The sequence below is a fragment of the Streptomyces sp. NPDC051180 genome (assembly GCF_040689545.1).
Taxonomy (GTDB): Bacteria; Actinomycetota; Actinomycetes; order Streptomycetales; family Streptomycetaceae; genus Streptomyces.
This window is the reverse complement of the sequence record NZ_JBFBBC010000010.1, coordinates 160,855-178,910: the sequence shown is the minus strand read 5'-3', so window position 1 is coordinate 178,910 and position 18,056 is coordinate 160,855. Positions and strand designations below refer to the sequence as shown.

Sequence of the window (18,056 nt, the reverse complement as noted above, 5' to 3'; positions counted from 1 at the left end):
GCCCATGCGCGCGATACGTGCCGCTTCCGCCGCCCTGCTCGGCGCCGTCGCCGCGGTCGCGGCCGCGCCGGTCGCCCTGGCGGACGAAGGCGAACGGAACATCACGTCGTTCGGCTTCTCCGTCACCCCGGCGACGATCGCCCCGGGCGGCACCGTGACCCTCACCTCCGAGGGGTGCGAGGTGCCGTCGGTGACCGTCACCTCCGGCGTCTTCGACACCGTGACCCTCACCGAGGGCCGCCCGGGAACCGCGACCGTCGACGTCGACGCCAAGGCCGGCGCCCAGTACGAGATCACCTTCGACTGCAAGGGCGAGCGCGGCACCGCCCCCCTCACCGTCGCCCGGGCCGACCCCGGGCCGAAGCCCGACGGACCCGAGGAGGGCCTGCCCACCGCGGCCCACAAGGGCGTGAAGGCCGGCTACGGCACGGCCGCCTCCGCCCCCGGCTCCGAAGGGCTCGGCACGGCCGAGGTCGTCACCGGGGTCCTGCTCATCGCCGGCGCGCTCGGCGCCGCCGTCGCCCTGACCCGTCGCCGGGACACCGGCGGCCGCGCCTGACGGCCGGGACCAGGGAGCCTGAGACGGCCCCTCCGGCCCGGTGTGACGAGGTCCGGGCCGGAGGGGCGCCACATGCGCAGGACGCTGTCGAGGAGGGCGGGACGTGGGGCGGTCGTACGGTGCGGGACGCCCACGGGGCGCCGAGCGGCCCGACGCTGCCACGCCGCCCCCCGCCACCGGGTGGCCGGCCGGAGTCGCCAGGCCCCACGGCACCGGGCGGCGCGGTGCCTGGGGCCTCGTCGCCGTCGCCCTCCTCGTCGGGGTCCACCTCGTGCGCGGGGGCGCGGACGAGCTCCGCGCCGACGGCCCGCCGCAGCCCCTCGCCGTCGCGGCTCCCCACGCCGCCGCACTCGCCGACGCCTCCCTGTTCGCCCCCGCCGCCGCACTCGGCCCGCTCCCCGCGTCCGACCCGCTCCGTGTCCGCGTCCCCGCCGTCCGCATCGACGCCCCCGTCACCGCCGTCGGCCTCGACGCCGACGGCTGGATCGAGCCCCCGCCGCCCCGGGACAACCGGCTCGCGGGCTGGTTCACCGGCGCGGTCACCCCAGGCCAGCGGGGCACCGCCGTCGTCGTCGGCCACGTCGACACCCCCGGCGGCCGGGCGGTCTTCTACGACCTCGGAGCGGTCTCCCGGGGGCAGCGCGTCGAGATCGACCGGCGCGACGGCCGCACCGCCGTCTTCGCCGTGTACGGCGTCGAGCTCGTCCCCAAGGACGACTTCCCCGCCGCGCGCGTCTACGCCGACTCCGGCCGGCCCGAGCTCCGCCTCATCACCTGCGGCGGAGCCTTCACCGAGGAGCACGGCTACACCGGCAACGTCGTCGTCTCCGCCCGTCTCGTCGAGGTCCGCTGACCGCCCGACCTGACGGACTCCCCGCGCGGTATTGGCCTGGACCGCGTCCCGGTCGTCAGGGTGGGCCCGCGGAGCCGGCGTCGGGGGGCGTCCGGCTCCCACCCCGCCCCTCCGTCCCGCCCAGCGCGCCGGACCGGCTTCAGCCCCCCGCGCCTCCTCTCACCCGCCGCGACCAGGCATTTCGCGGACCCTCCCCGCCCGGCCCCTCACCCTCCGTGCGCGGTCGAGCGCACAACGTGTGCACGAACGGCCAAATCGGGTCGAATCGCAGGTGAAGGCGTCCCCGCACCCCACTGACCACGGAAAACGCTGGTGAACGGCACCTCAAACCCCTGGTAGAGTTACATCTGTCGCCGCGAGGGAAACCGAAAAGCGACAGACACCTTGTCCGGGTGGCGGAATGGCAGACGCGCTAGCTTGAGGTGCTAGTGCCCTTTATCGGGCGTGGGGGTTCAAGTCCCCCCTCGGACACCACACGAAAGTGCCGGTCGATCTCGAATCGACCGGCACTTTTCGCATGCCCGGCGGGCCCCGTTCCGAGTGAGCCGTACTGCCTGGGGGCCGGGCCGCCGAGGGGCGCGCCCCCGGTTTCGGGCAGGATCATCCGGCGTTCTTCCGCGCCACCACCAGTCGGCAGCGCGGGCTGCCGTCGTCGCGGCGGCCGAGGTTCTCGACCGGGACCAGGGAGACGTCGAAGCCGGCGTCGGTCAGACGGGTGCGGACGTCGGCGAGGCGGAAGGTCCGGTAGTACATGACGAAGGGGGGACGCCAGAGGGCGTTCCTGACGCGCATGACGGCGTCGAAGCCCCAGAGGGTCCAGTAGAGGCGGGAGCCGACGGGGGGCGGGGCGGGGAGCGGGAAGGCGAAGGTGCCGCCGGGGCGCAGCGAGGCGTGGACCCGGTCGAAGAGGGTGCGCTGGTCGGCCGGGAGGAAGTGGCCGAAGGCGCCGAAGCTGACCGCCAGGTCGAAGGCGGGGGCGAAGGGCAGGGCCAGCGCGTCGGCGCGGACCAGGTCGGCGTCGGGATGGGCGGCGCGGGCCCGGGCGAGCATGCCCGCGCTGAAGTCGACGCCGGTGACGCGGCCCGCGCAGACGGAGCGCAGCACCCCGAGTCCGGCGCCGGTGCCGCAGCAGACGTCGAGCCCCGAGTCGAAGGGGCCGAGGGACTCCAGGGTGCGGGTGACGGCCGCCAGGAGGCGGTCGGAGGTGCGGAACGGGGTGGCGTCGAAGGAGTCGGCGAGCAGGTCGTAGCCGTGCTCGACGGAGGAGAGCGCCTGGACGGTCAGCTCGCGGAGGCTGGGACCCTGCGGGGTGAACATGGCTCCGACCCTATGCCGTGAGGGCCCCCCGGCGTCAGAGCGCGCTGCCCACCGGCGGCGCCGGCCAGGCCGGGGCGATCCCGGTCAGCTGGCAGACGAGCAGGTACAGCGGGATGGGCGGGGTGTAGGGGGAGGCGCCGTCGGGGCGGTGGATGAGGCGGGGGCCGCGGTCGGGGATCTCGGCGCCGGGGGCGTAGCAGGCGGGCAGCGGCCAGGTGAGGTCCAAATCGGAGCCGGCGGGGACGAGCCACCACCACCAGTCGGAGTCGGCGTAGACGCAGCCCTTGGCGGGGAGGCGCGAGAGGATCTTGAAGCCGAAGCGGGAGGGGACGCCGACGGCGTCGCAGCCCAGTCCCGTCCGGAGGCCGACGGGGACGGCGAGGCGGGTGGCGGCGAGCTCGGGGGAGCCCAGGGTCCGGGCGCCGGGCGAGGCCGAGCCGAGCGGCCTCGGGTGCGGCCCGCGCGGGTCGGCGGCGGCGCGCTGCCACGGGACGGTCTCGGGCGGCTTGCGGGCCGAGCGGGGGAGCATCCGGGTGGCCATCGACCTCAGCACGGTTCCCCCATGCCGTGGGCGAGTTCCGCCCAGACGACCTGGGCCGTGCCGTGACCGGTGCGGTCGGCGCCCCAGGCGGAGCAGAGGGCGTCGACGATGAGGAGTCCGCGGCCGCGCTCCTCCTCGCCGCAGTCGCGTATGCGGGGATCGGCGGGGCCGCCCTCGTCGCGTACGGAGATGCGCAGGGTCTCCTCGTCCTCGCGGAGCTCGCAGACGACGCGGTCGCTTGCGGTGTGCACGACGGCGTTGGTGACGAGCTCGGAGACGACCAAGGCGACGGTGTCGCGGATCTCGGGGCCGCATCCCCAGAGGATGAGCCGCTCCTCGGCGAGCCGGCGGGCGCGGGCGACGGAGGCGGTGCGCGCCGGGAGTTCGAAGGCGAAGCGGCGGACGGGATCGGTGTGCTGCTGTGGGCGCTGGGCCATGACCCGGGGGGCTCGCGGGCTCATGAGACCTGAGGGCTGCGCGTTACCAGAAGCCACGACCGGTTCCTCACAACAGTGGGCAGGACTGCCGTACGGCGCTGTCGCCGTGGCGCGACGGCGCACGGCGGCAGCGAGTACTGGTTCACCGGAACACTGTCCTCCTGGTTCGGACACTTGGCAAGTGGCACTCTGAAAATTGCAGAGTGCCTTGTTCTCACCGGCCCGGCTTCGTGGCACACTCGTCGAAACAGTGCGTCGGGGAGGTCTGAGAGTGAGCGAGCCGCGGTCCGCCCCCACGGTGGGACAGGTCGTTCTCGGCAGGCGCCTGCAGGATCTGCGGGAGCGGGCCGGCCTGAAGAGGGAAGAGGCCGCGAAGATCCTCCGGGTGGCCCCGGCCACCGTCCGGCGGATGGAGACCGCCGAGGTCGCGCTGAAGATCCCCTACGTCCAGCTCCTGCTCAAGGAGTACGGGATCACGGACTCCGAGGCCGAGGGCTTCATCGCCCTCGCGGAGGAGGCCAACCTCCCCGGCTGGTGGCAGCGGTTCCACGACGTGCTGCCCGGCTGGTTCTCCATGTACGTGAGCCTGGAGGGGGCGGCCAGCCTCATCCGGGCCTACGAACCCCAGTTCGTCCCCGGTCTCCTCCAGACCGAGGCATACGCCCGTGCCATTCTGCGCAGCGGGGCGGTCGGTGGCGGCAGCGATGCCGGCAAGGACGAGGACGCCGAGCGCCATGTAGCCCTACGGATGGAGCGTCAGTCCCTGCTGACCAGGGAGGACGCCCCGAAGTTCTGGGTGATCATGGACGAGACGGTGTTCCGCCGACCGGTCGGCGACGGGCCCGAGGTGATGCGCGACCAGCTCGACCGGCTGCTCGAAGCGTCCGAGTCGCCGAACGTCACCCTGCAGATCGCGGAGTTCGCGTCCGGCCACCATCCCGGCACCTACGGACCGTTCGTCCTCTTCCGCTTCGCCATGCCCGAACTTCCGGACATGGTCTACAGCGAGTACCTGACCGGCGCGGTCTATCTCGACGCGCGTCCCGAGGTGGCATCCCACCTGGAGGTCATGGACCGCATGGCGGCTCAGGCCGCGACTGCACAACGCACGAAGGAGATTCTCCGGAATCTCCGCAAGGAGCTGTGAATGGATCGCATATACAACGGCATGCCCGCCGCCGAGCTCGGTGCCGAGGGTTGGCACAAGCCCTGGAGCGGCGGGAACGGGGGCAACTGCGTCGAGGCCATGAAGCTGGCCGACGGCAGAGTCGCCGTGCGACAGTCCGCAGACCCTGAAGGACCAGCGCTCATCTACACCCACGGAGAGATCGCCGCTTTCATCCAGGGCGCCAAATCCGGCCAGGCTGACTTTCTGCTCACCTGAACCCTTCCGTCCCACCCCTACCATCGCGTAACTCTTGCCGTAGTGCCAGCCGTTCATCCCGACCAGGAGAGCCGATGACCCAGGAACCCGCAGCCCCACACGGCGGACTGCACATCGACACCAGCAAGCCGCATCCCGCGCGGATGTACGACTGGTTCCTGGGTGGCAAGGACAACTACCCGGTCGACGAGGCGATGGCACGCCAGCTGCTCACCGTCGACGCCCGGGGCCGGGACATGGCCCGCGTCAACCGGGCCTTCATGCACCGCGCCATCCGCTGGCTCAGCGCCCACGGCGTCCGGCAGTACCTGGACGTCGGCACGGGCATCCCGACCGAGCCCAACCTGCACCAGATAGCGCAGGAGGCCGCGCCGGAGTCCCGCATCGTCTACTGCGACAACGACCCGATCGTGCTCGCGCACGCGGCCGCCCTGCTGCGCTCGACCCCGGAAGGGGCCACCGAGTACATCCAGGCGGACGCCCGGGAGCCCGAGGTCATCCTCGAAAGGGCCGGAAAGGTCCTTGATTTCGACCAGCCCATCGCGCTGTCGATGCTCGCCCTGCTGCACTTCGTCGGGGACGAGGACGGCGCGTACGAACTGGTCGCCAAGATCGTCGAGAAGCTCGCGCCGGGCAGCTACCTCGTCCTCTCCCACGTCACCGGGGACTTCGACCCCGAGGGCGCGGAGAGGGCGAGTGCCATGTACCGGGCGCGCGGGCTGACCCTGCGGCCCCGCTCGCGCGACGAACTGGCCGCGTTCTTCGAGGGCATGGAGTTCGTCGAGCCCGGTGTCGCGCTCACCGCGGAGTGGCACCCGGAGCTCGGCGAGCCCGTCCCGGTCCAGGGCGACGACCCGATCCCCGGGTGGGCCGGCGTGGCCCGCAAGCTCTGACCCCGACCGTACGGAGCACCGGAAGGGCCCGTGGACCGCACCCCGGTCCACGGGCCCTTCCGTCGTTCCCGGGACCGCCTACGACCGCACCAGCGTCACCAGGAAGCTCCGCGGGCGCCCCACGTTGCCGGCGGCGTCGATCGTCCGGTACTCGACCGTGTGGGTGCCGAGGTCGGGGGTGGCGTCGTCCCACGGCACGGCGCGGGACCTGCCCAGCTTCCCGTACACCAGGTCGTCGATCACGGTGCCGCCGGGCGAGAGCCGGAACGGCGCGTCGGCGTCCGTGGGCCAGCCGTAGTAGGTGTACCAGCCGTCGCCGTTGACCCTGAACTGGCTGACGACGGCGCCCTCCTGGTCGTCCCGCGCGGTCAGCCGCAGGGTGAAGGGGCCGTCGTAGACGTACTCCAAGGGGCGGCCGGGGCGGCTCACCGTCCGCAGCGGCGCGGACAGTTCGTACGAGGCCGTCGCCGGGCGGGCGTCCACCGTCCAGGCCAGCACCTCGGCGGTTCCCGGGATGCGCGCGGTCAACGTGTGCGTACCGGGGGACATGCGCAGCGAACCCAGGTCCAGATCGCGGTCGTTGCGGCCCGCGGGGCGGACGGGGCGGCCGTCGAGCCGCCAGTGCACGGCCGGGACGCGGTCCGTCGGATGGGTGGTGTCCGCGTGGACGACGGCCCGGGCGCCGACCGCCCGTCCGGTGGGGGTGTGCCCGGTGAACGCGGCCCGGACCGGCTCCGCCCGGGTGGTGAGCGACGGGTCCACCGTCCAGCCGACGGTCCGGGTCAGCGCGGGCGAGGCGCGCAGCGCCGGGTCGCGGACGAAGGGCGTCGGGTCGGTGACCGTCGCCGTGAGCGTGTGGGCACCGGCGGAGAGGCTGAGCCGCCGCAGGTCGACGGAGCGCGCGCCGCGCGTGGTCAGGGTCCGGCCGTCCAGCCGCCAGGTGACGGAGAGCGCGCCGCCCACCGGGTGCAGGGTGTCGACCCACACGATCCGGTCCGCGCCGACCGGCGCCGCGTTCGGCGTGTGGTCCTGGACGAGGTTCACCTTCGCGGAGACGGCCCCGACCATCACCTCGCGCTCCACCTGGTCGAAGGAGTAGCCGAGGGTCTTCATGAGCGAGTGACGGCTCGGGCGCCAGACGCCCTTCGTGCTGTACAGGCCGCCCTCGAAGCGGCCGATCGGACCGCCGGACTCGCTCTCCTCGCCCAGCCAGCGCCACCACTTGGCCCGCTGCTCCCGCATCTGCTCCTCCGTCAGGAGGGTGTGGTGCGCGGAGGCGGGCTCGGGGCCGGAGTACGCCTCGCCGGGCACGCCCCGCGCGTAGTAGTCGTACTCGTCCTGGAGGCCGCCGAGCGAATGGCCGAGCTCGTGCGGGGTGATCAGGGCGGAGAGCGCGTTGCCTCCGGAGGCCGTGGCGTAACCGCCGCCCGCGCCGCCGTAGGTGGAGCTGTGGGCGAGCGCGACGATCTGCCGGTTGGCCCGGGTGGTGCCCGGGACGAGATCGGCCAGCGCCGCGGCCTTGCGGCTGTCGACGGTGAGCAGCCGCTGCACGCTCGCCGGGTTGCAGCCGCCCCAGAAGCCCATGTCGAGCGCGGTGTCACGGGCCGGGGCGGTCAGCGCGGGATCGCAGTCCACCCCGGACTCGGCCGAAGGAGCCTCCACCGCCCACACGTTGACGTAGGAGCGGTAGGAGGCGAACGGTTCGATGCTCCACAGCGTGTTCAGGTGCCGTTCGAGGTCGGCTCGAAAGGCCGGCATCTCCTCGGCCGTGTAACCGTCGCCCATGAACACCAGGTTGAACCGACGGTCGGCCGGCCCGGTCGTCTGGATGGGGACGACGACGGGACTTTCACCGCTCGTCGGGGTCTCCGCGGCCGCCGGTCCCGCTCCCACGAGTCCGGCGGCCAGCAGACAGACCGCGACGAGCCTGGCCAGTCCTCTCCGTGCTCCGTTGCGCTGTGAGGTCATGGGGCGCGAGCCTAGGCCGCGCCCCCGGCGTCGTAAAGATGTTCGCCGGCCGTACGGCTCGGCGACGGTTCAGTGCCGCAGGTACGCCAGACCGGGGTGCTCCGCCCGGTAGCCGTCCACCAGCCGGCGGGCCACCTCCACCGAGTCGACCAGTGGGTGCAGCGCGAACGCCTTCACCGCCGTCGCCCGCGAACCGCTCTCCGCCGCGGCCAGGACCTCCCGCTCGACCGCCTTCACCGCGGTCACCAGACCGACGGCGTGGTACGGCAGGGGCGACGCGGCCATCGGGTGGGCGCCGTTGGCGTCGACCGAGCAGGGCACCTCGATCACCGCGTCCGCGTCGAGCGCGGCCAGCGTCGAGCCGTTGCGCACGTTGAGGATCAGGGTGGCCCGTTCGTCCCGCGCGATCGCCCGCATCAGGGCCAGCGCCACCTTCTCGTAGCCGCCGGACTCCAGGTCCTCCTCGTCGCGGTCGCCGGTCCCCGCGGCCTCCCGGTTGGCGGCCATGTAGGTGGCCTCGCGGTCGGCGAGCGTACGGTGCCAGGCGTCCAGGGCCGACACGTCCGGCTTGCCCGTCTCCAGGTAGAAGCCGGCCTGCTGGTCGCGGAGATAGGCGCCGCGCGTCCGCTCGGCCGTACGGTAGGCGTGCACCGCCTCCCGGTTGAAGTAGTAGTAGTGCAGGTACTCGTTGGGGACCGCGCCGAGCGAGCGCAGCCACTCGGGCCCGAAGAGCCTGCCCTCCTCGAAGGAACCGAGCGCCGTCTCGTCGGCGAGCAGCTCCGGCAGCAGGTCCCGGCCGCCGACCCGCAGACCGCGCAGCCAGCCCAGGTGGTTGAGGCCCACGTAGTCGATCCACGCCTCGTCCGGGTTCGCGCCGAGCACCCGGGCGACCCGGCGGCCCAGGCCCACCGGGGAGTCGCAGATGCCGACGACCCGGTCGCCGAGGATCCGCGACATGGCCTCGGTGACCAGGCCCGCCGGGTTGGTGAAGTTGATGACCCAGGCGTCCGGGGCGAGTTCGGCGGTCCGCCGGGCGATGTGCACCGCGACCGGCACGGTCCGCAGGCCGTACGCGATCCCGCCGGCCCCGACCGTCTCCTGGCCGAGCACGCCCTCGGCCAGGGCGATCCGCTCGTCGGCCGCCCTGCCCTCCAGACCGCCCACCCGGATCGCCGAGAACACGAAGTCGGCCCCGCGCAGCGCCTCGTCCAGATCCGTCGTCGCGGTCACGACGGGCGCGTCCGGCACCCCGTCGCCCTGCTCCGCGAGGACCCGGGCGATGGCCGTGAGCCGTGCCTCGTCGAGGTCGTACAGGGTCACGTGGGTGACCCGCCCCTCGGCGTGGTCGCCGAGAAGGGCGCCGTACACCAGCGGCACCCGGAATCCGCCGCCTCCGAGAATCGTCAGTTTCATGGTCGTACGCTACTCGCGCGCCCTTCCCGGGCGGCGGGACCGGAGTCCGGAGTCCACTGGGACGTCCACATGCCGGGCGCCGGGGCGCACCCGCCGTGGGGGAGAATGACGGCATGTCCCGACGCAAGACCCGCCCCCGCACGGCCCCGGCCGCCGCGCCCGCCGTGACCGCGGCCTCCCCCTGCCCGTGCGGCCTCGACGCCGCCTACGGGGCGTGCTGCGGCCGGTTCCACTCGGGCACCGGCGGCACGGCGCCCACCGCCGCGCTCCTCATGCGCTCGCGCTACTGCGCCTTCGTCGTCCGCGACGAGCCCTACCTGCTGCGCACCTGGGCGCCGGAGACCCGGCCGGACGACGTCGACTTCGACCCGGCGCTGCGCTGGGCCGGACTGGAGATCGAGGCCACCACCGAGGGCACCGCCTTCCACCAGCACGGCACGGTCACCTTCACGGCGCGCTACGCGCAGGGCGGCGAACAGGGCGCCCTGCACGAGCGGAGCCGGTTCGCCCGCCACGAGGGCGCCTGGGTGTACGTGGACGGCGACTTCCTGGAGTAGCCCGCCGGCGGGGGGCTCCGGCCGGCGGGCCGGTCTCAGCGGACGGTGGCCACGGCCCGGTCGGCGGGCCGCTTCCTCGGGATGCCCTGGGCGAGGTCCTCGGCGACGATCCGCTTCGCGATGGCGTCCGTCGCCACCCGCAGCTCCGGCCCGCTGGGCCGGCCGCGCTCCTGCTCGACCGTGTCGGAGAGCCAGTCCCCCCAGGCGTGGGTGATCACGTCTGCCTCGCGCCGGCCGGCCGCCGTGTGGGAGATCAGGTTCCCGTCCCGGGTGAGGTACCCCTCCTCGACCATCCGCTCGAAGACGGGCAGGAGCACCTCCGGCGGGACCCGCCGGCCGGCCGCCACCAGCCCGAGGCTGGCGTGCCCGACGGTGCGGGTGTACAGCTCGACCTGCATCACGGCCCAGGCGCCCGCCGTGTCGAGGCGGGTGTCGGAGTCGGCGACGATCCGCCGGACGGTGTCCATGTCGGTGCGGCGCAGGATGCGGCCCACGGCCAGTTCGAGGAGCTTCGCCGAGTCGCCGGCCGTCGTGGGGGAGCCGAAACCCTCGCCCATGTCGGGGGCGGCCTGGCGGGCCGAGTCCCGGAGGGTCACCTGCTTGAGGAAGAGGGCCACCACGAAGCCGACGGCCGCGACCGGCACGGTCCAGAGGAACACGGTGTGGAGGGTGTCCGCGTACGCCTGCACGATCGGTTCGGCCACCTCCGGCGGCAGCCCGTGCACCCCGGCCGGGCTCTGCGACGCCTGGACGAGGCCGGCCGGATCGACGCCGAGGCCCTCGGCGACGACCGCCGCCTCGCCGACCCCCCGCGCCAGGTTGGGCCCCAGGGAGTTCACGTAGATCGTGCCGAAGACGGCGGTGCCGAAGGAGCTGCCGAGCGTGCGGAAGAAGGTGACGCCGGAGGTGGCGGTGCCGAGGTCGGCGTAGTCGACGGTGTTCTGCACGGCGATGGTCAGCACCTGCATGCACAGGCCGATGCCGACGCCCAGCACGAACATGTACAGCGACGCGAGCCAGGTGGCGGTCCCGGGGTCCATGAGCGACAGCAGGAATAGCCCGATCCCCATCACCAGGCAGCCGACGATGGGGAAGATCCGGTAGTGGCCGGTCTTGCTGACGACGTTGCCGCTGAAGATCGACGCGATGAGCAGGCCGACGACCATGGGGAGGGTGCGGATGCCGGAGACCGTCGCCGAGTCGCCGTCGACGTACTGGAGGTACGTCGGCAGGAACGTCATCGCGCCGAGCATGGCGAAGCCGACGACGAAGCTGAGCACCGAGCAGACGGTGAAGACCGGGTTCGAGAACAGCCGCATGGGCAGCATGGGTTCGGCCGCCCGGGTCTCCACCCAGCAGAAGAGCGCCAGCGCGATCAGGCCGCCGGCGAACAGCCCGATGATGACGGCGGAGCCCCAGGCGTACTCGTTGCCGCCCCAACTGGTCGCCAGGATCAGGGCGCTGGAGCCGACGGCGACGAGCGCGATGCCCGCGTAGTCGATGACGGGGCGGCTCGCGGAGCGCACCGAGGGGATGGTGCGGGCGGCGGCGATCACGACGAGGATCGCGATGGGCACGTTGACGTAGAAGGCCCAGCGCCAGGTCAGGTGGTCGGTGAAGAGACCGCCCAGGAGCGGGCCGATGACGGTGGAGACGCCGAACACGGCCCCGATCGCGCCCTGGTACTTGCCCCGCTCGCGCAGCGGGATCACATCGGCGATCAGCGCCATCGAGGTGACCATCAGACCGCCGGCGCCGACCCCCTGGAGGCCGCGCCAGACGATCAGCAGCGTCATGTTGGTGGCGAGACCGCAGAGGAACGAGCCGGTGATGAAGACGACCGCCGAGATCTGGAAGATCACCTTGCGGCCGAAGAGGTCGCCGAACTTGCCGACGAGGACGGTCGCGACCGTCTCGGCGAGGAGGTACGCGGTGACCACCCACGACATGTGGGCGGCGCCGCCCAGGTCCGAGACGATGGTCGGCAGCGCGGTGCCGACGATGGTCTGGTCGAGGGCGGCCAGGAGGACGCCCAGCATGATCGTGCCGAAGACGATGTTGCGGCGGCGGCTGTCGAGCACGGGTGGCTCGGTGGCGGCCGGGGGCGCGGGCGCTGCGTCGCTGGTCGTGGTCACTCTCGCAGCGTCACACCGGCGCCGCGGGCGTGCCTCCGGGGGACGGCCGAACAGGTGGATCCGGCCGGCCCTCCGTCAGGGGGTGACGGGCAGCTGGGGGTGGTGCTTGGCGAGGATCTTGTTGGCCCGGGCCAGGGCGGCCAGGGCGTGCTCGCGGTCCGCCCGGTCCTCCGCGCAGAGCGGCCCCCGGAACCGGTACACCTCACGCGCCGCGCAGTCCGCGTCGACCTCGGCCTGGAGGACGTGCAGCGGGAGACAGGAACCGATCATCGCGGCCACACGGTCGGGAATCGGGACGGGTACGAGGGGCGAGGGCGAGGTGATCACGGGTCAGTCCTAGTCGGTCCGGGAAGCGTGCGGAAGGTTCTCCACTCCATACGTACCGGATCGCGGTACAGGTTCCGGTACGGCTCGGTCGCGACGGCGCAACAGCGCGCTGGGCGCCCGCTCGAACAGCGAGGGACCGCCGGCGCCGACCGTCTCGCGCCGGCGCGAGACGGCGCGGACGTTCCCGCAGGTGCGGGGGTGCGCGAGCCCGCCCGGCTTTCCGTACCGTCCCTGCGTATCGCTCGCGGACCGGTCGAACGGAGCGCCGGCGCCGGGGTGTTGGCCCGTCTTGATCGTCCGGCGAATGTGAAGGATCTCACTCCCCGGTCAAGAGGCTTCCGGTCGGGCCGGAGCTGTGCCTGCCGTGGCTCCACGAGGTCCGTGGAGCCGGCGGGACGGGCCTCCTGGGTCGTCTCTTCCGGATCTTGGCGGGTCAGGCAAGATCCGGAAGGGACGGCCTAGGTGAGAATCTCGGACAGGTCGTACGAGACCGGCTCCTCCAGCTGTCCGTAGCCGCAGGACTCCGGCGTCCGGTCCGGACGCCACCGCTTGAACTGGGCGGTGTGCCGGAAGCGGTCGCCCTCCATGTGGTCGTAGCCGACCTCGCAGACCCGCTCCGGCCGCAGCGCCACCCATGACAGGTCCTTCTTGCCCGACCAGCGGCTCGGCGCCCCGGGCAGCCGCGCCCCCTGGTGGGCGGCCTCCTCGGTCCAGGCCGCCCAGGGGTGCCCGTCGGGCGGATCCATTCGGAGGGGCTCCAGTTCCTCGATCAGCTCCGCCCGCCGCCGCGCGGTGAACGCCGCGCAGACGCCGACGTGCTGGAGGACGCCCCCGTCGTCGTGCAGGCCGAGCAGCAGCGAGCCGACCACCGGGCCGCTCTTGTGGAAGCGGTAGCCGGCGACCACCACGTCGGCGGTCCGCTCGTGCTTGATCTTGTACATGAGGCGGGCGTCCGGCCGGTACGGCAGGTCCAGCGGCTTGGCGATCACCCCGTCCAGGCCCGCGCCCTCGTACTGCTCGAACCAGCGGGCGGCGAGGGCCGCGTCCCGAGTCGCCGGCGCGAGGTGCACGGGCGCGTCCACCCCGTCGAGGATGCGCTCCAGGGCCGTCCGGCGCTCGCTCAGCGGCACGTCGAGGAGCGACACCTCGCCGAGGGCGAGCAGGTCGAAGGCGACGAACCGGGCCGGGGTGGTCTCGGCGAGCATCCGGACCCGGGAGGCGGCCGGGTGGATCCGCTCGGTGAGCCGGTCGAAGTCGAGGTGGCCGTCGCGCTCGATCACGATCTCGCCGTCGACCACGCACCGCTGCGGAAGCCGGCCCGCGAGCGCCTCGACGAGCTCGGGGAAGTACCGGGTGAGGGGCTTGCCCGTACGGCTGCCGATGACCAGCTCCGGGCCGTCCCTGTGCACGATCGCGCGGAAGCCGTCCCACTTCGCCTCGTACTGCATCCCGGGCGGGATGCGCTTCACGGCCTTGGCCAGCATCGGTTTCACGGGCGGCATCACCGGAAGATCCATAGGGCGATTGTCCGGTATGCGGGACTTGTCGGCGAGCCCTAGGCTGACCCGCATGGCAGGCAAGACGGCAGCGGTGGAACTCGAAGTCGGCGACCGGACCGTGCGGGTCTCCAACCCCGACAAGGTGTACTTCCCCGAACCGGGCTACACCAAGATGGACCTCGTCCAGTACTACCTGGCCGTCGGCGACGGGGTCACCCGGGCCCTGCGGAACCGCCCCACGACCCTGGAGCGCTACCCCGACGGGGTGACCGGCGAGTCCTTCTTCCAGAAGCGCGCCCCGAAGTACCTGCCGGACTGGATCCCGACGGCCCACATCACCTTCCCCAGCGGCCGGTCGGCCGACGAGATGTGCCCGACCGAGCCGGCGGCCGTCGTCTGGGCCGCCAATCTGGGAGCCGTCACCTTCCATCCCTGGCCGGTGCGGCGCGACGACACCGACCACCCCGACGAACTCCGCATCGACCTCGACCCGCAGCCCGGCACGGACTACGGCGACGCCGTCCGGGCCGCCCACGAGCTGCGCGCCGTCCTCGACGAGCACGGACTGCGCGGCTGGCCGAAGACCTCCGGCGGACGCGGCCTCCACGTCTTCGTGCCGATCACCCCCGAGTGGACGTTCACCCAGGTCAGAAGGGCGGCCATCGCCTGCGGCCGGGAGCTGGAACGGCGGATGCCGCAAGAGGTCACCATCAAGTGGTGGAAGGAGGAGCGCGGCGAGCGGATCTTCGTCGACTACAACCAGACCGCCCGTGACCGCACCATCGCCTCCGCCTACTCCGTACGGCCCCGCCCGCACGCGCCGGTCTCCGCGCCGCTGCGGTGGGAGGAGGTCGACGACGCCGTGCCGCAGGACTTCGACATCAGGACGATGCCGATCCGGTACGCCGACGTGGGTGATGTGCACGCGGGCATGGACGAGGAGCGCTTCAGCCTGGAGTCCCTGCTCGAACTGGCCCGGCGGGACGAGGCGGAGCACGGCCTCGGTGACCTGCCGTACCCGCCGGAGTACCCGAAGATGCCGGGTGAGCCGAAGCGCGTGCAGCCGAGCCGCGCGAAGAAGGAGCCGTCGGGGGAGGGGTGAGGGTGCCGGGGCTTCGGGGCGCGGTGGCCTCGGGCGTCGGCATGCGGCGGGGCGGTTCCTTCCGGGTCGGAACCGCCCCGCCGCATGCCGACCCTAAAACAACACGAACGGTCGTGCTAGCATTTTCCCGTATCCAGGACGACCGAGGAGAACCGGCATGTACCCGATGGCTCCGCTCGTGCGCACCACCCTGAACACCGCCGCCCGCGTCGCCCCCGGACCGGCCGGCCGTCTCGCCTTCCACCTCTTCGTGCGCCCCCTCGGCCGCGCCCGGCTCAAGCCCGAGGAGCGCGAGCTCTTCGCCGCCGCGCGCACCGAACGCCTCCGGGTCCGCGGCAAGGAGGTCGTCACCTACGCCTGGGGGGACGGCCGGCGGCCCGTCCTCCTCGTCCACGGCTGGTCCTCGCGCGCCTCACGCCTCACCGCCTTCGCCGAGGCGCTGCTGGCCCGCGGCTACAGCCCGGTCGCCTTCGACGCCCCCGGGCACGGGGAAGCGCCCGGCCGGGCGAGCAACATCCTGGAGTACCGGGAGATCATCCGGGAACTGCACGCCCGGCACGGCGACTTCGACGCCGTCGTCGCCCACTCCTTCGGCGCCCTCGCCGCCCTCTTCGCGCTGCGCGACGGAGTCCGTACGCGCCGCTTCGTGGGACTCGGCGCCGTCGGCTCCTTCGACCTGCTGCTCGCCGGCTTCCGCGCCGGGCTCGGCGTCGACGACCGCGTGATCCGCTGCATGCGCGACCACGTCGAGCGTCGACTGGCCCCGGACGAGCCCGGCGTCTGGGAGAACTTCGGGGCCGACCGGCACGCCGCCGAACTCGACGCGCCCGTCCTGCTGTTCCACGACGAGACCGACGACATGGTGCCCCTCGCCCAGGCCCGCCTGCTCGCCCGCGCCCACGGCGACCGCGCCAAGCTCGTCGTGACCGACGGCCTCGGCCACCGCCGCATCCTGAAGGATCCCGAAGTCGTCGCCGCCGCCGTGGAGTTCGCGACCGGCTCCACCGCGGAGGCGGCGGCCGCGACGCCCGAGCACCGGGTGGCGGCGGGCTGACGGGCCGGTCGAGCGGGCGCGGCGGGCGCGAGCGCCCGCCGTACCCCGTTCGGCGTCGCCCCTCAGGCCGGATCGGCGAGCGCCGCCCGGCCCTGCTCCGTGGCCGCCCCGCGGAGCCGGGCGACGATGCCGCGTTCCGCGCGGCCGTAGGCCGAGGTCTCGCCGAGGAGGACGGACTGCGCGTTGGCGGCCTCCATGAGGGCGATCACCTCGAAGGCCAGCTGCTCCGCGTCCGCGTCCTCGGCCAGGTCGCCCGCGGCGCGCGCCTCCGCCAGGGACTGCTCCACGTACGTGCTCCAGTCGAGCCGGGTCCGCGCGACGGCGTCGTGGACCGGGCCCGTTCGGGCGTCGAACTCGGCCGAGACCGCGTAGAAGAAGCAGCCTCCGGCGAAGACCCGGCCCGAGGAGTAGGCGAGCCAGTTCCGGCACAGGTCGAGCACCCGCCCGACACCCGGCGGCTCGTCGGCGAGGGGGGTGACGACTTGCCGGCTGAAGACGGCGACCGCGGCGCGGATCGTGGCGAGCTGGAGCTCCTCCTTCGAGCCGAAGAGGGCGAAGACCCCGCTCTTGCTCAAGCTCAGCTCGGTGGCGAGCCGTCCCAGCGACAGCCCTTCGAGCCCCTCGACGGAGGCGATGTCCATCGTCCGGCCGAGCACCAGGCGCCGGGTCTGGTTGCCGCGCTCGACGCGCCCGTCCGTCTTGGTCCCGGTGCCGCTCACGCTGTCGCCGCTCATCCCTCCATCGTACTGAACGCACGACCGTGCGGAAATCTCCACGCCGGGTGCCGGGTGCCGGCAGGATCCGAAAGGGACGCTCTAGCCGGCTCGCTCGCTCGGGTCCCGCCGCTCCGCCGGGGCCAGGAGCAGCACCTCCAGCGCCCTGGCGCAGGACCGGGCCTGTGCCAGGTACCACTCCAGGCGCGCGTCGGTGATCAACTCCGGGGTCGCGCGGACGGCCAGCGCGAAGCGCGCGTGCCCCGACCGCTCCATGACCGGCACGGCCACCGTCCGCACCCCGAGGGCCGACTCGCCGTCGTTGAGCGCGTACCCCGCGTCCCTTACGCGCGCCAGCTCGGCCGCCAGCGCGGGCGGCTCGACGATGGTCCGCTCGGTGAACGCGTACAGCGGCGGCAGCGAGTGCGGACCGCCCTCGCCCGCCCGGGGCCACGCGAGCAGGACCTTCCCCAGCGCCGTCGAGTGCAGCGGCCGGCGCAGACCCACCTTGGGCGTCACCGAACCGCCCGCCACGATCACCACGTGCGGCCCGCTGCGCAGCGCCAGGTCGGCGGTCGCGCCGGTCCGTTCGGCGAGATCGGACAGCTCGGGCGCCGCCAGGTGGAGCCCCCGCTGGTGGTATGAGAGGCGCCCCAGCTCCGTCATCGCCGGGCCGAGCCGGTAGCGGGCGGTCCGGGCGTCCTGCTCCAGGAAGCCCGCGCCGAGCAGCGTCCGGGCCAGCCGGTGCGCCGTCGAGGTGGAGAGCCCGAGCCGGCGTGCCAGGTCGGAGGCGCTCAGGTCGGGCCCGTTGTCGTGGAAACAGTGCAGCATATCCAGTGCGCGGCGGACCGCCTGGGCGCCCGCCGGGGGTCGGACGATGCCGGCCTCGGTCGTCATAGGGTTCGCTCCCCGTGGGTGATCGGGCCCCCACGCTCCCACATGGCGGGAGCCGAATCAGGGCTCCGGCCGGGTCGGAAACACTGCGTTCATGCGCAATCCCACATCGTGGGAGCCGAGTTGTGGGCGCCCGGAGATCCGTGGCAAGGTTCCGGCCAACGCACCACAGGGACACCGAGCCGGAAGGGAGCAGCACCGTGACGCACGCAGGATGCACCGCGCCTCGCACGCCCACCGTCTCCCCCGTACCGCTCTCGCTCACCCGGCGCCGCCACATCGACCTGGCACGCGTCGCCGGTGCGGGCTGTCGCTGACACCGTTCACCGTCGGGCGTCCGTCCGGCACCCCGCGGGACTGACCGTGCGCCGCGCCCCTTCCCGCTGAGGGAACGCCACGACGTGGCGTCT

At 73.2% G+C, this 18,056-nt stretch carries 19 protein-coding genes and 1 tRNA gene; 10 read left to right on the top strand and 10 right to left on the bottom strand.

The window, feature by feature from the left end; genetic code table 11:
- Positions 1 to 4 precede the first annotated feature (4 nt).
- The 3 genes from AB0424_RS19655 (at position 5) to AB0424_RS19645 (ending at position 1,886) form a co-directional block, all read left to right on the top strand.
- On the top strand, positions 5 to 559 hold the full coding sequence (locus tag AB0424_RS19655; protein ID WP_366307045.1) for a hypothetical protein: 555 nt from the start codon (positions 5 to 7) through the stop codon (positions 557 to 559).
- A gap of 103 nt (positions 560 to 662) precedes the next feature.
- Positions 663 to 1,412 carry a class F sortase gene (locus AB0424_RS19650; protein WP_366307043.1) on the top strand — a complete coding sequence of 250 codons (750 nt, stop codon included), beginning with the start codon at positions 663 to 665 and terminating at the stop codon, positions 1,410 to 1,412.
- A gap of 386 nt (positions 1,413 to 1,798) precedes the next feature.
- Positions 1,799 to 1,886, top strand: a tRNA-Leu gene (locus AB0424_RS19645).
- A 126-nt stretch (positions 1,887 to 2,012) separates the two neighbouring features.
- Here the strand turns inward: AB0424_RS19645 and AB0424_RS19640 are convergent.
- From AB0424_RS19640 to AB0424_RS19630, 3 genes are read right to left on the bottom strand one after another with little or no spacing between them, the layout of a single operon-like run.
- Positions 2,013 to 2,729, bottom strand: coding sequence for a class I SAM-dependent methyltransferase (locus tag AB0424_RS19640; RefSeq protein ID WP_366307041.1), 717 nt, complete (start codon positions 2,727 to 2,729; stop codon positions 2,013 to 2,015).
- 34 nt (positions 2,730 to 2,763) lie between these two features.
- Positions 2,764 to 3,282, bottom strand: coding sequence for a hypothetical protein (locus AB0424_RS19635; protein WP_366307039.1), 519 nt, complete (start codon positions 3,280 to 3,282; stop codon positions 2,764 to 2,766).
- Positions 3,276 to 3,707, bottom strand: a complete 432-nt coding sequence (locus tag AB0424_RS19630) for an ATP-binding protein (protein WP_366307037.1) — start codon at positions 3,705 to 3,707, stop codon at positions 3,276 to 3,278. Before AB0424_RS19630 ends, AB0424_RS19635 begins: the two co-directional genes overlap by 7 nt.
- 271 nt (positions 3,708 to 3,978) lie before the next feature.
- Here AB0424_RS19630 and AB0424_RS19625 point away from each other — a divergent pair, with 271 nt between their 5' ends.
- The 3 genes from AB0424_RS19625 (at position 3,979) to AB0424_RS19615 (ending at position 5,984) form a co-directional block, all read left to right on the top strand.
- A complete protein-coding gene (locus tag AB0424_RS19625) occupies positions 3,979 to 4,854 on the top strand; it encodes a helix-turn-helix transcriptional regulator (protein WP_366307035.1) in 876 nt (291 codons plus the stop codon).
- A complete protein-coding gene (locus tag AB0424_RS19620) occupies positions 4,855 to 5,091 on the top strand; it encodes a DUF397 domain-containing protein (RefSeq protein WP_015037566.1) in 237 nt (78 codons plus the stop codon).
- A gap of 74 nt (positions 5,092 to 5,165) precedes the next feature.
- Complete coding sequence (locus AB0424_RS19615) at positions 5,166 to 5,984, top strand: SAM-dependent methyltransferase (protein WP_366307033.1); 819 nt, start codon at positions 5,166 to 5,168, stop codon at positions 5,982 to 5,984.
- 78 nt (positions 5,985 to 6,062) lie between these two features.
- On the opposite strand, the gene AB0424_RS19610 is transcribed toward AB0424_RS19615, so the two are convergent.
- Entirely contained in the window at positions 6,063 to 7,952 is a 1,890-nt protein-coding gene (locus AB0424_RS19610; RefSeq protein WP_366307031.1) for a M64 family metallopeptidase, read from the bottom strand.
- Between the two features lie 69 nt (positions 7,953 to 8,021).
- Positions 8,022 to 9,365 carry a 6-phospho-beta-glucosidase gene (locus AB0424_RS19605; protein ID WP_366307029.1) on the bottom strand — a complete coding sequence of 448 codons (1,344 nt, stop codon included), beginning with the start codon at positions 9,363 to 9,365 and terminating at the stop codon, positions 8,022 to 8,024.
- 113 nt (positions 9,366 to 9,478) lie between these two features.
- Here AB0424_RS19605 and AB0424_RS19600 point away from each other — a divergent pair, with 113 nt between their 5' ends.
- Entirely contained in the window at positions 9,479 to 9,922 is a 444-nt protein-coding gene (locus AB0424_RS19600; RefSeq protein ID WP_366307027.1) for a YchJ family metal-binding protein, read from the top strand.
- A 35-nt stretch (positions 9,923 to 9,957) separates the two neighbouring features.
- On the opposite strand, the gene AB0424_RS19595 is transcribed toward AB0424_RS19600, so the two are convergent.
- The 3 genes from AB0424_RS19595 to AB0424_RS19585 all read right to left on the bottom strand — a co-directional run bounded on the left by AB0424_RS19595 (position 9,958) and on the right by AB0424_RS19585 (position 13,901).
- Complete coding sequence (locus AB0424_RS19595) at positions 9,958 to 12,057, bottom strand: MDR family MFS transporter (protein WP_366307025.1); 2,100 nt, start codon at positions 12,055 to 12,057, stop codon at positions 9,958 to 9,960.
- 75 nt (positions 12,058 to 12,132) lie between these two features.
- Positions 12,133 to 12,381, bottom strand: a complete 249-nt coding sequence (locus AB0424_RS19590) for a hypothetical protein (RefSeq protein ID WP_026057756.1) — start codon at positions 12,379 to 12,381, stop codon at positions 12,133 to 12,135.
- A 461-nt stretch (positions 12,382 to 12,842) separates the two neighbouring features.
- Entirely contained in the window at positions 12,843 to 13,901 is a 1,059-nt protein-coding gene (locus AB0424_RS19585) for an ATP-dependent DNA ligase (RefSeq protein ID WP_366307023.1), read from the bottom strand.
- A gap of 52 nt (positions 13,902 to 13,953) precedes the next feature.
- Here AB0424_RS19585 and ligD point away from each other — a divergent pair, with 52 nt between their 5' ends.
- Both ligD and AB0424_RS19575 read left to right on the top strand, forming a co-directional pair.
- Positions 13,954 to 14,985, top strand: coding sequence for a non-homologous end-joining DNA ligase (gene ligD / locus AB0424_RS19580; protein ID WP_366307021.1), 1,032 nt, complete (start codon positions 13,954 to 13,956; stop codon positions 14,983 to 14,985).
- A gap of 157 nt (positions 14,986 to 15,142) precedes the next feature.
- A complete protein-coding gene (locus AB0424_RS19575; protein WP_366307019.1) occupies positions 15,143 to 16,039 on the top strand; it encodes an alpha/beta hydrolase in 897 nt (298 codons plus the stop codon).
- 62 nt (positions 16,040 to 16,101) lie between these two features.
- Here the strand turns inward: AB0424_RS19575 and AB0424_RS19570 are convergent, their stop codons facing one another.
- Positions 16,102 to 16,773, bottom strand: coding sequence for a TetR/AcrR family transcriptional regulator (locus tag AB0424_RS19570; RefSeq protein WP_366307016.1), 672 nt, complete (start codon positions 16,771 to 16,773; stop codon positions 16,102 to 16,104).
- Positions 16,774 to 16,854: 81 nt separating this feature from the next.
- A complete protein-coding gene (locus AB0424_RS19565; RefSeq protein ID WP_366307014.1) occupies positions 16,855 to 17,649 on the bottom strand; it encodes an IclR family transcriptional regulator in 795 nt (264 codons plus the stop codon).
- Positions 17,650 to 17,846: 197 nt separating this feature from the next.
- Between AB0424_RS19565 and AB0424_RS19560 the strand changes: the two genes are divergently transcribed.
- Positions 17,847 to 17,963: a putative leader peptide gene (locus AB0424_RS19560; RefSeq protein WP_366307012.1), complete on the top strand. Its 117-nt coding sequence runs from the start codon at positions 17,847 to 17,849 to the stop codon at positions 17,961 to 17,963.
- Positions 17,964 to 18,056: the final 93 nt, after the last annotated feature.

Bases quoted from the DNA above. Each gene is read 5' to 3' on its own strand.
- AB0424_RS19655 (WP_366307045.1), top strand. From the start codon at position 5: ATGCGCGCGATACGTGCCGCTTCCGCCGCCCTGCTCGGCGCCGTCGCC.
- AB0424_RS19640 (WP_366307041.1), bottom strand. From the start codon at position 2,729: ATGTTCACCCCGCAGGGTCCCAGCCTCCGCGAGCTGACCGTCCAGGCG.
- AB0424_RS19630 (WP_366307037.1), bottom strand. From the start codon at position 3,707: ATGGCCCAGCGCCCACAGCAGCACACCGATCCCGTCCGCCGCTTCGCC.
- AB0424_RS19620 (WP_015037566.1), top strand. From the start codon at position 4,855: ATGGATCGCATATACAACGGCATGCCCGCCGCCGAGCTCGGTGCCGAG.
- AB0424_RS19615 (WP_366307033.1), top strand. From the start codon at position 5,166: ATGACCCAGGAACCCGCAGCCCCACACGGCGGACTGCACATCGACACC.
- AB0424_RS19610 (WP_366307031.1), bottom strand. From the start codon at position 7,952: ATGACCTCACAGCGCAACGGAGCACGGAGAGGACTGGCCAGGCTCGTC.
- AB0424_RS19605 (WP_366307029.1), bottom strand. From the start codon at position 9,365: ATGAAACTGACGATTCTCGGAGGCGGCGGATTCCGGGTGCCGCTGGTG.
- AB0424_RS19600 (WP_366307027.1), top strand. From the start codon at position 9,479: ATGTCCCGACGCAAGACCCGCCCCCGCACGGCCCCGGCCGCCGCGCCC.
- AB0424_RS19585 (WP_366307023.1), bottom strand. From the start codon at position 13,901: ATGGATCTTCCGGTGATGCCGCCCGTGAAACCGATGCTGGCCAAGGCC.
- ligD (WP_366307021.1), top strand. From the start codon at position 13,954: ATGGCAGGCAAGACGGCAGCGGTGGAACTCGAAGTCGGCGACCGGACC.
- AB0424_RS19575 (WP_366307019.1), top strand. From the start codon at position 15,143: ATGTACCCGATGGCTCCGCTCGTGCGCACCACCCTGAACACCGCCGCC.
- AB0424_RS19570 (WP_366307016.1), bottom strand. From the start codon at position 16,773: ATGAGCGGCGACAGCGTGAGCGGCACCGGGACCAAGACGGACGGGCGC.
- AB0424_RS19565 (WP_366307014.1), bottom strand. From the start codon at position 17,649: ATGACGACCGAGGCCGGCATCGTCCGACCCCCGGCGGGCGCCCAGGCG.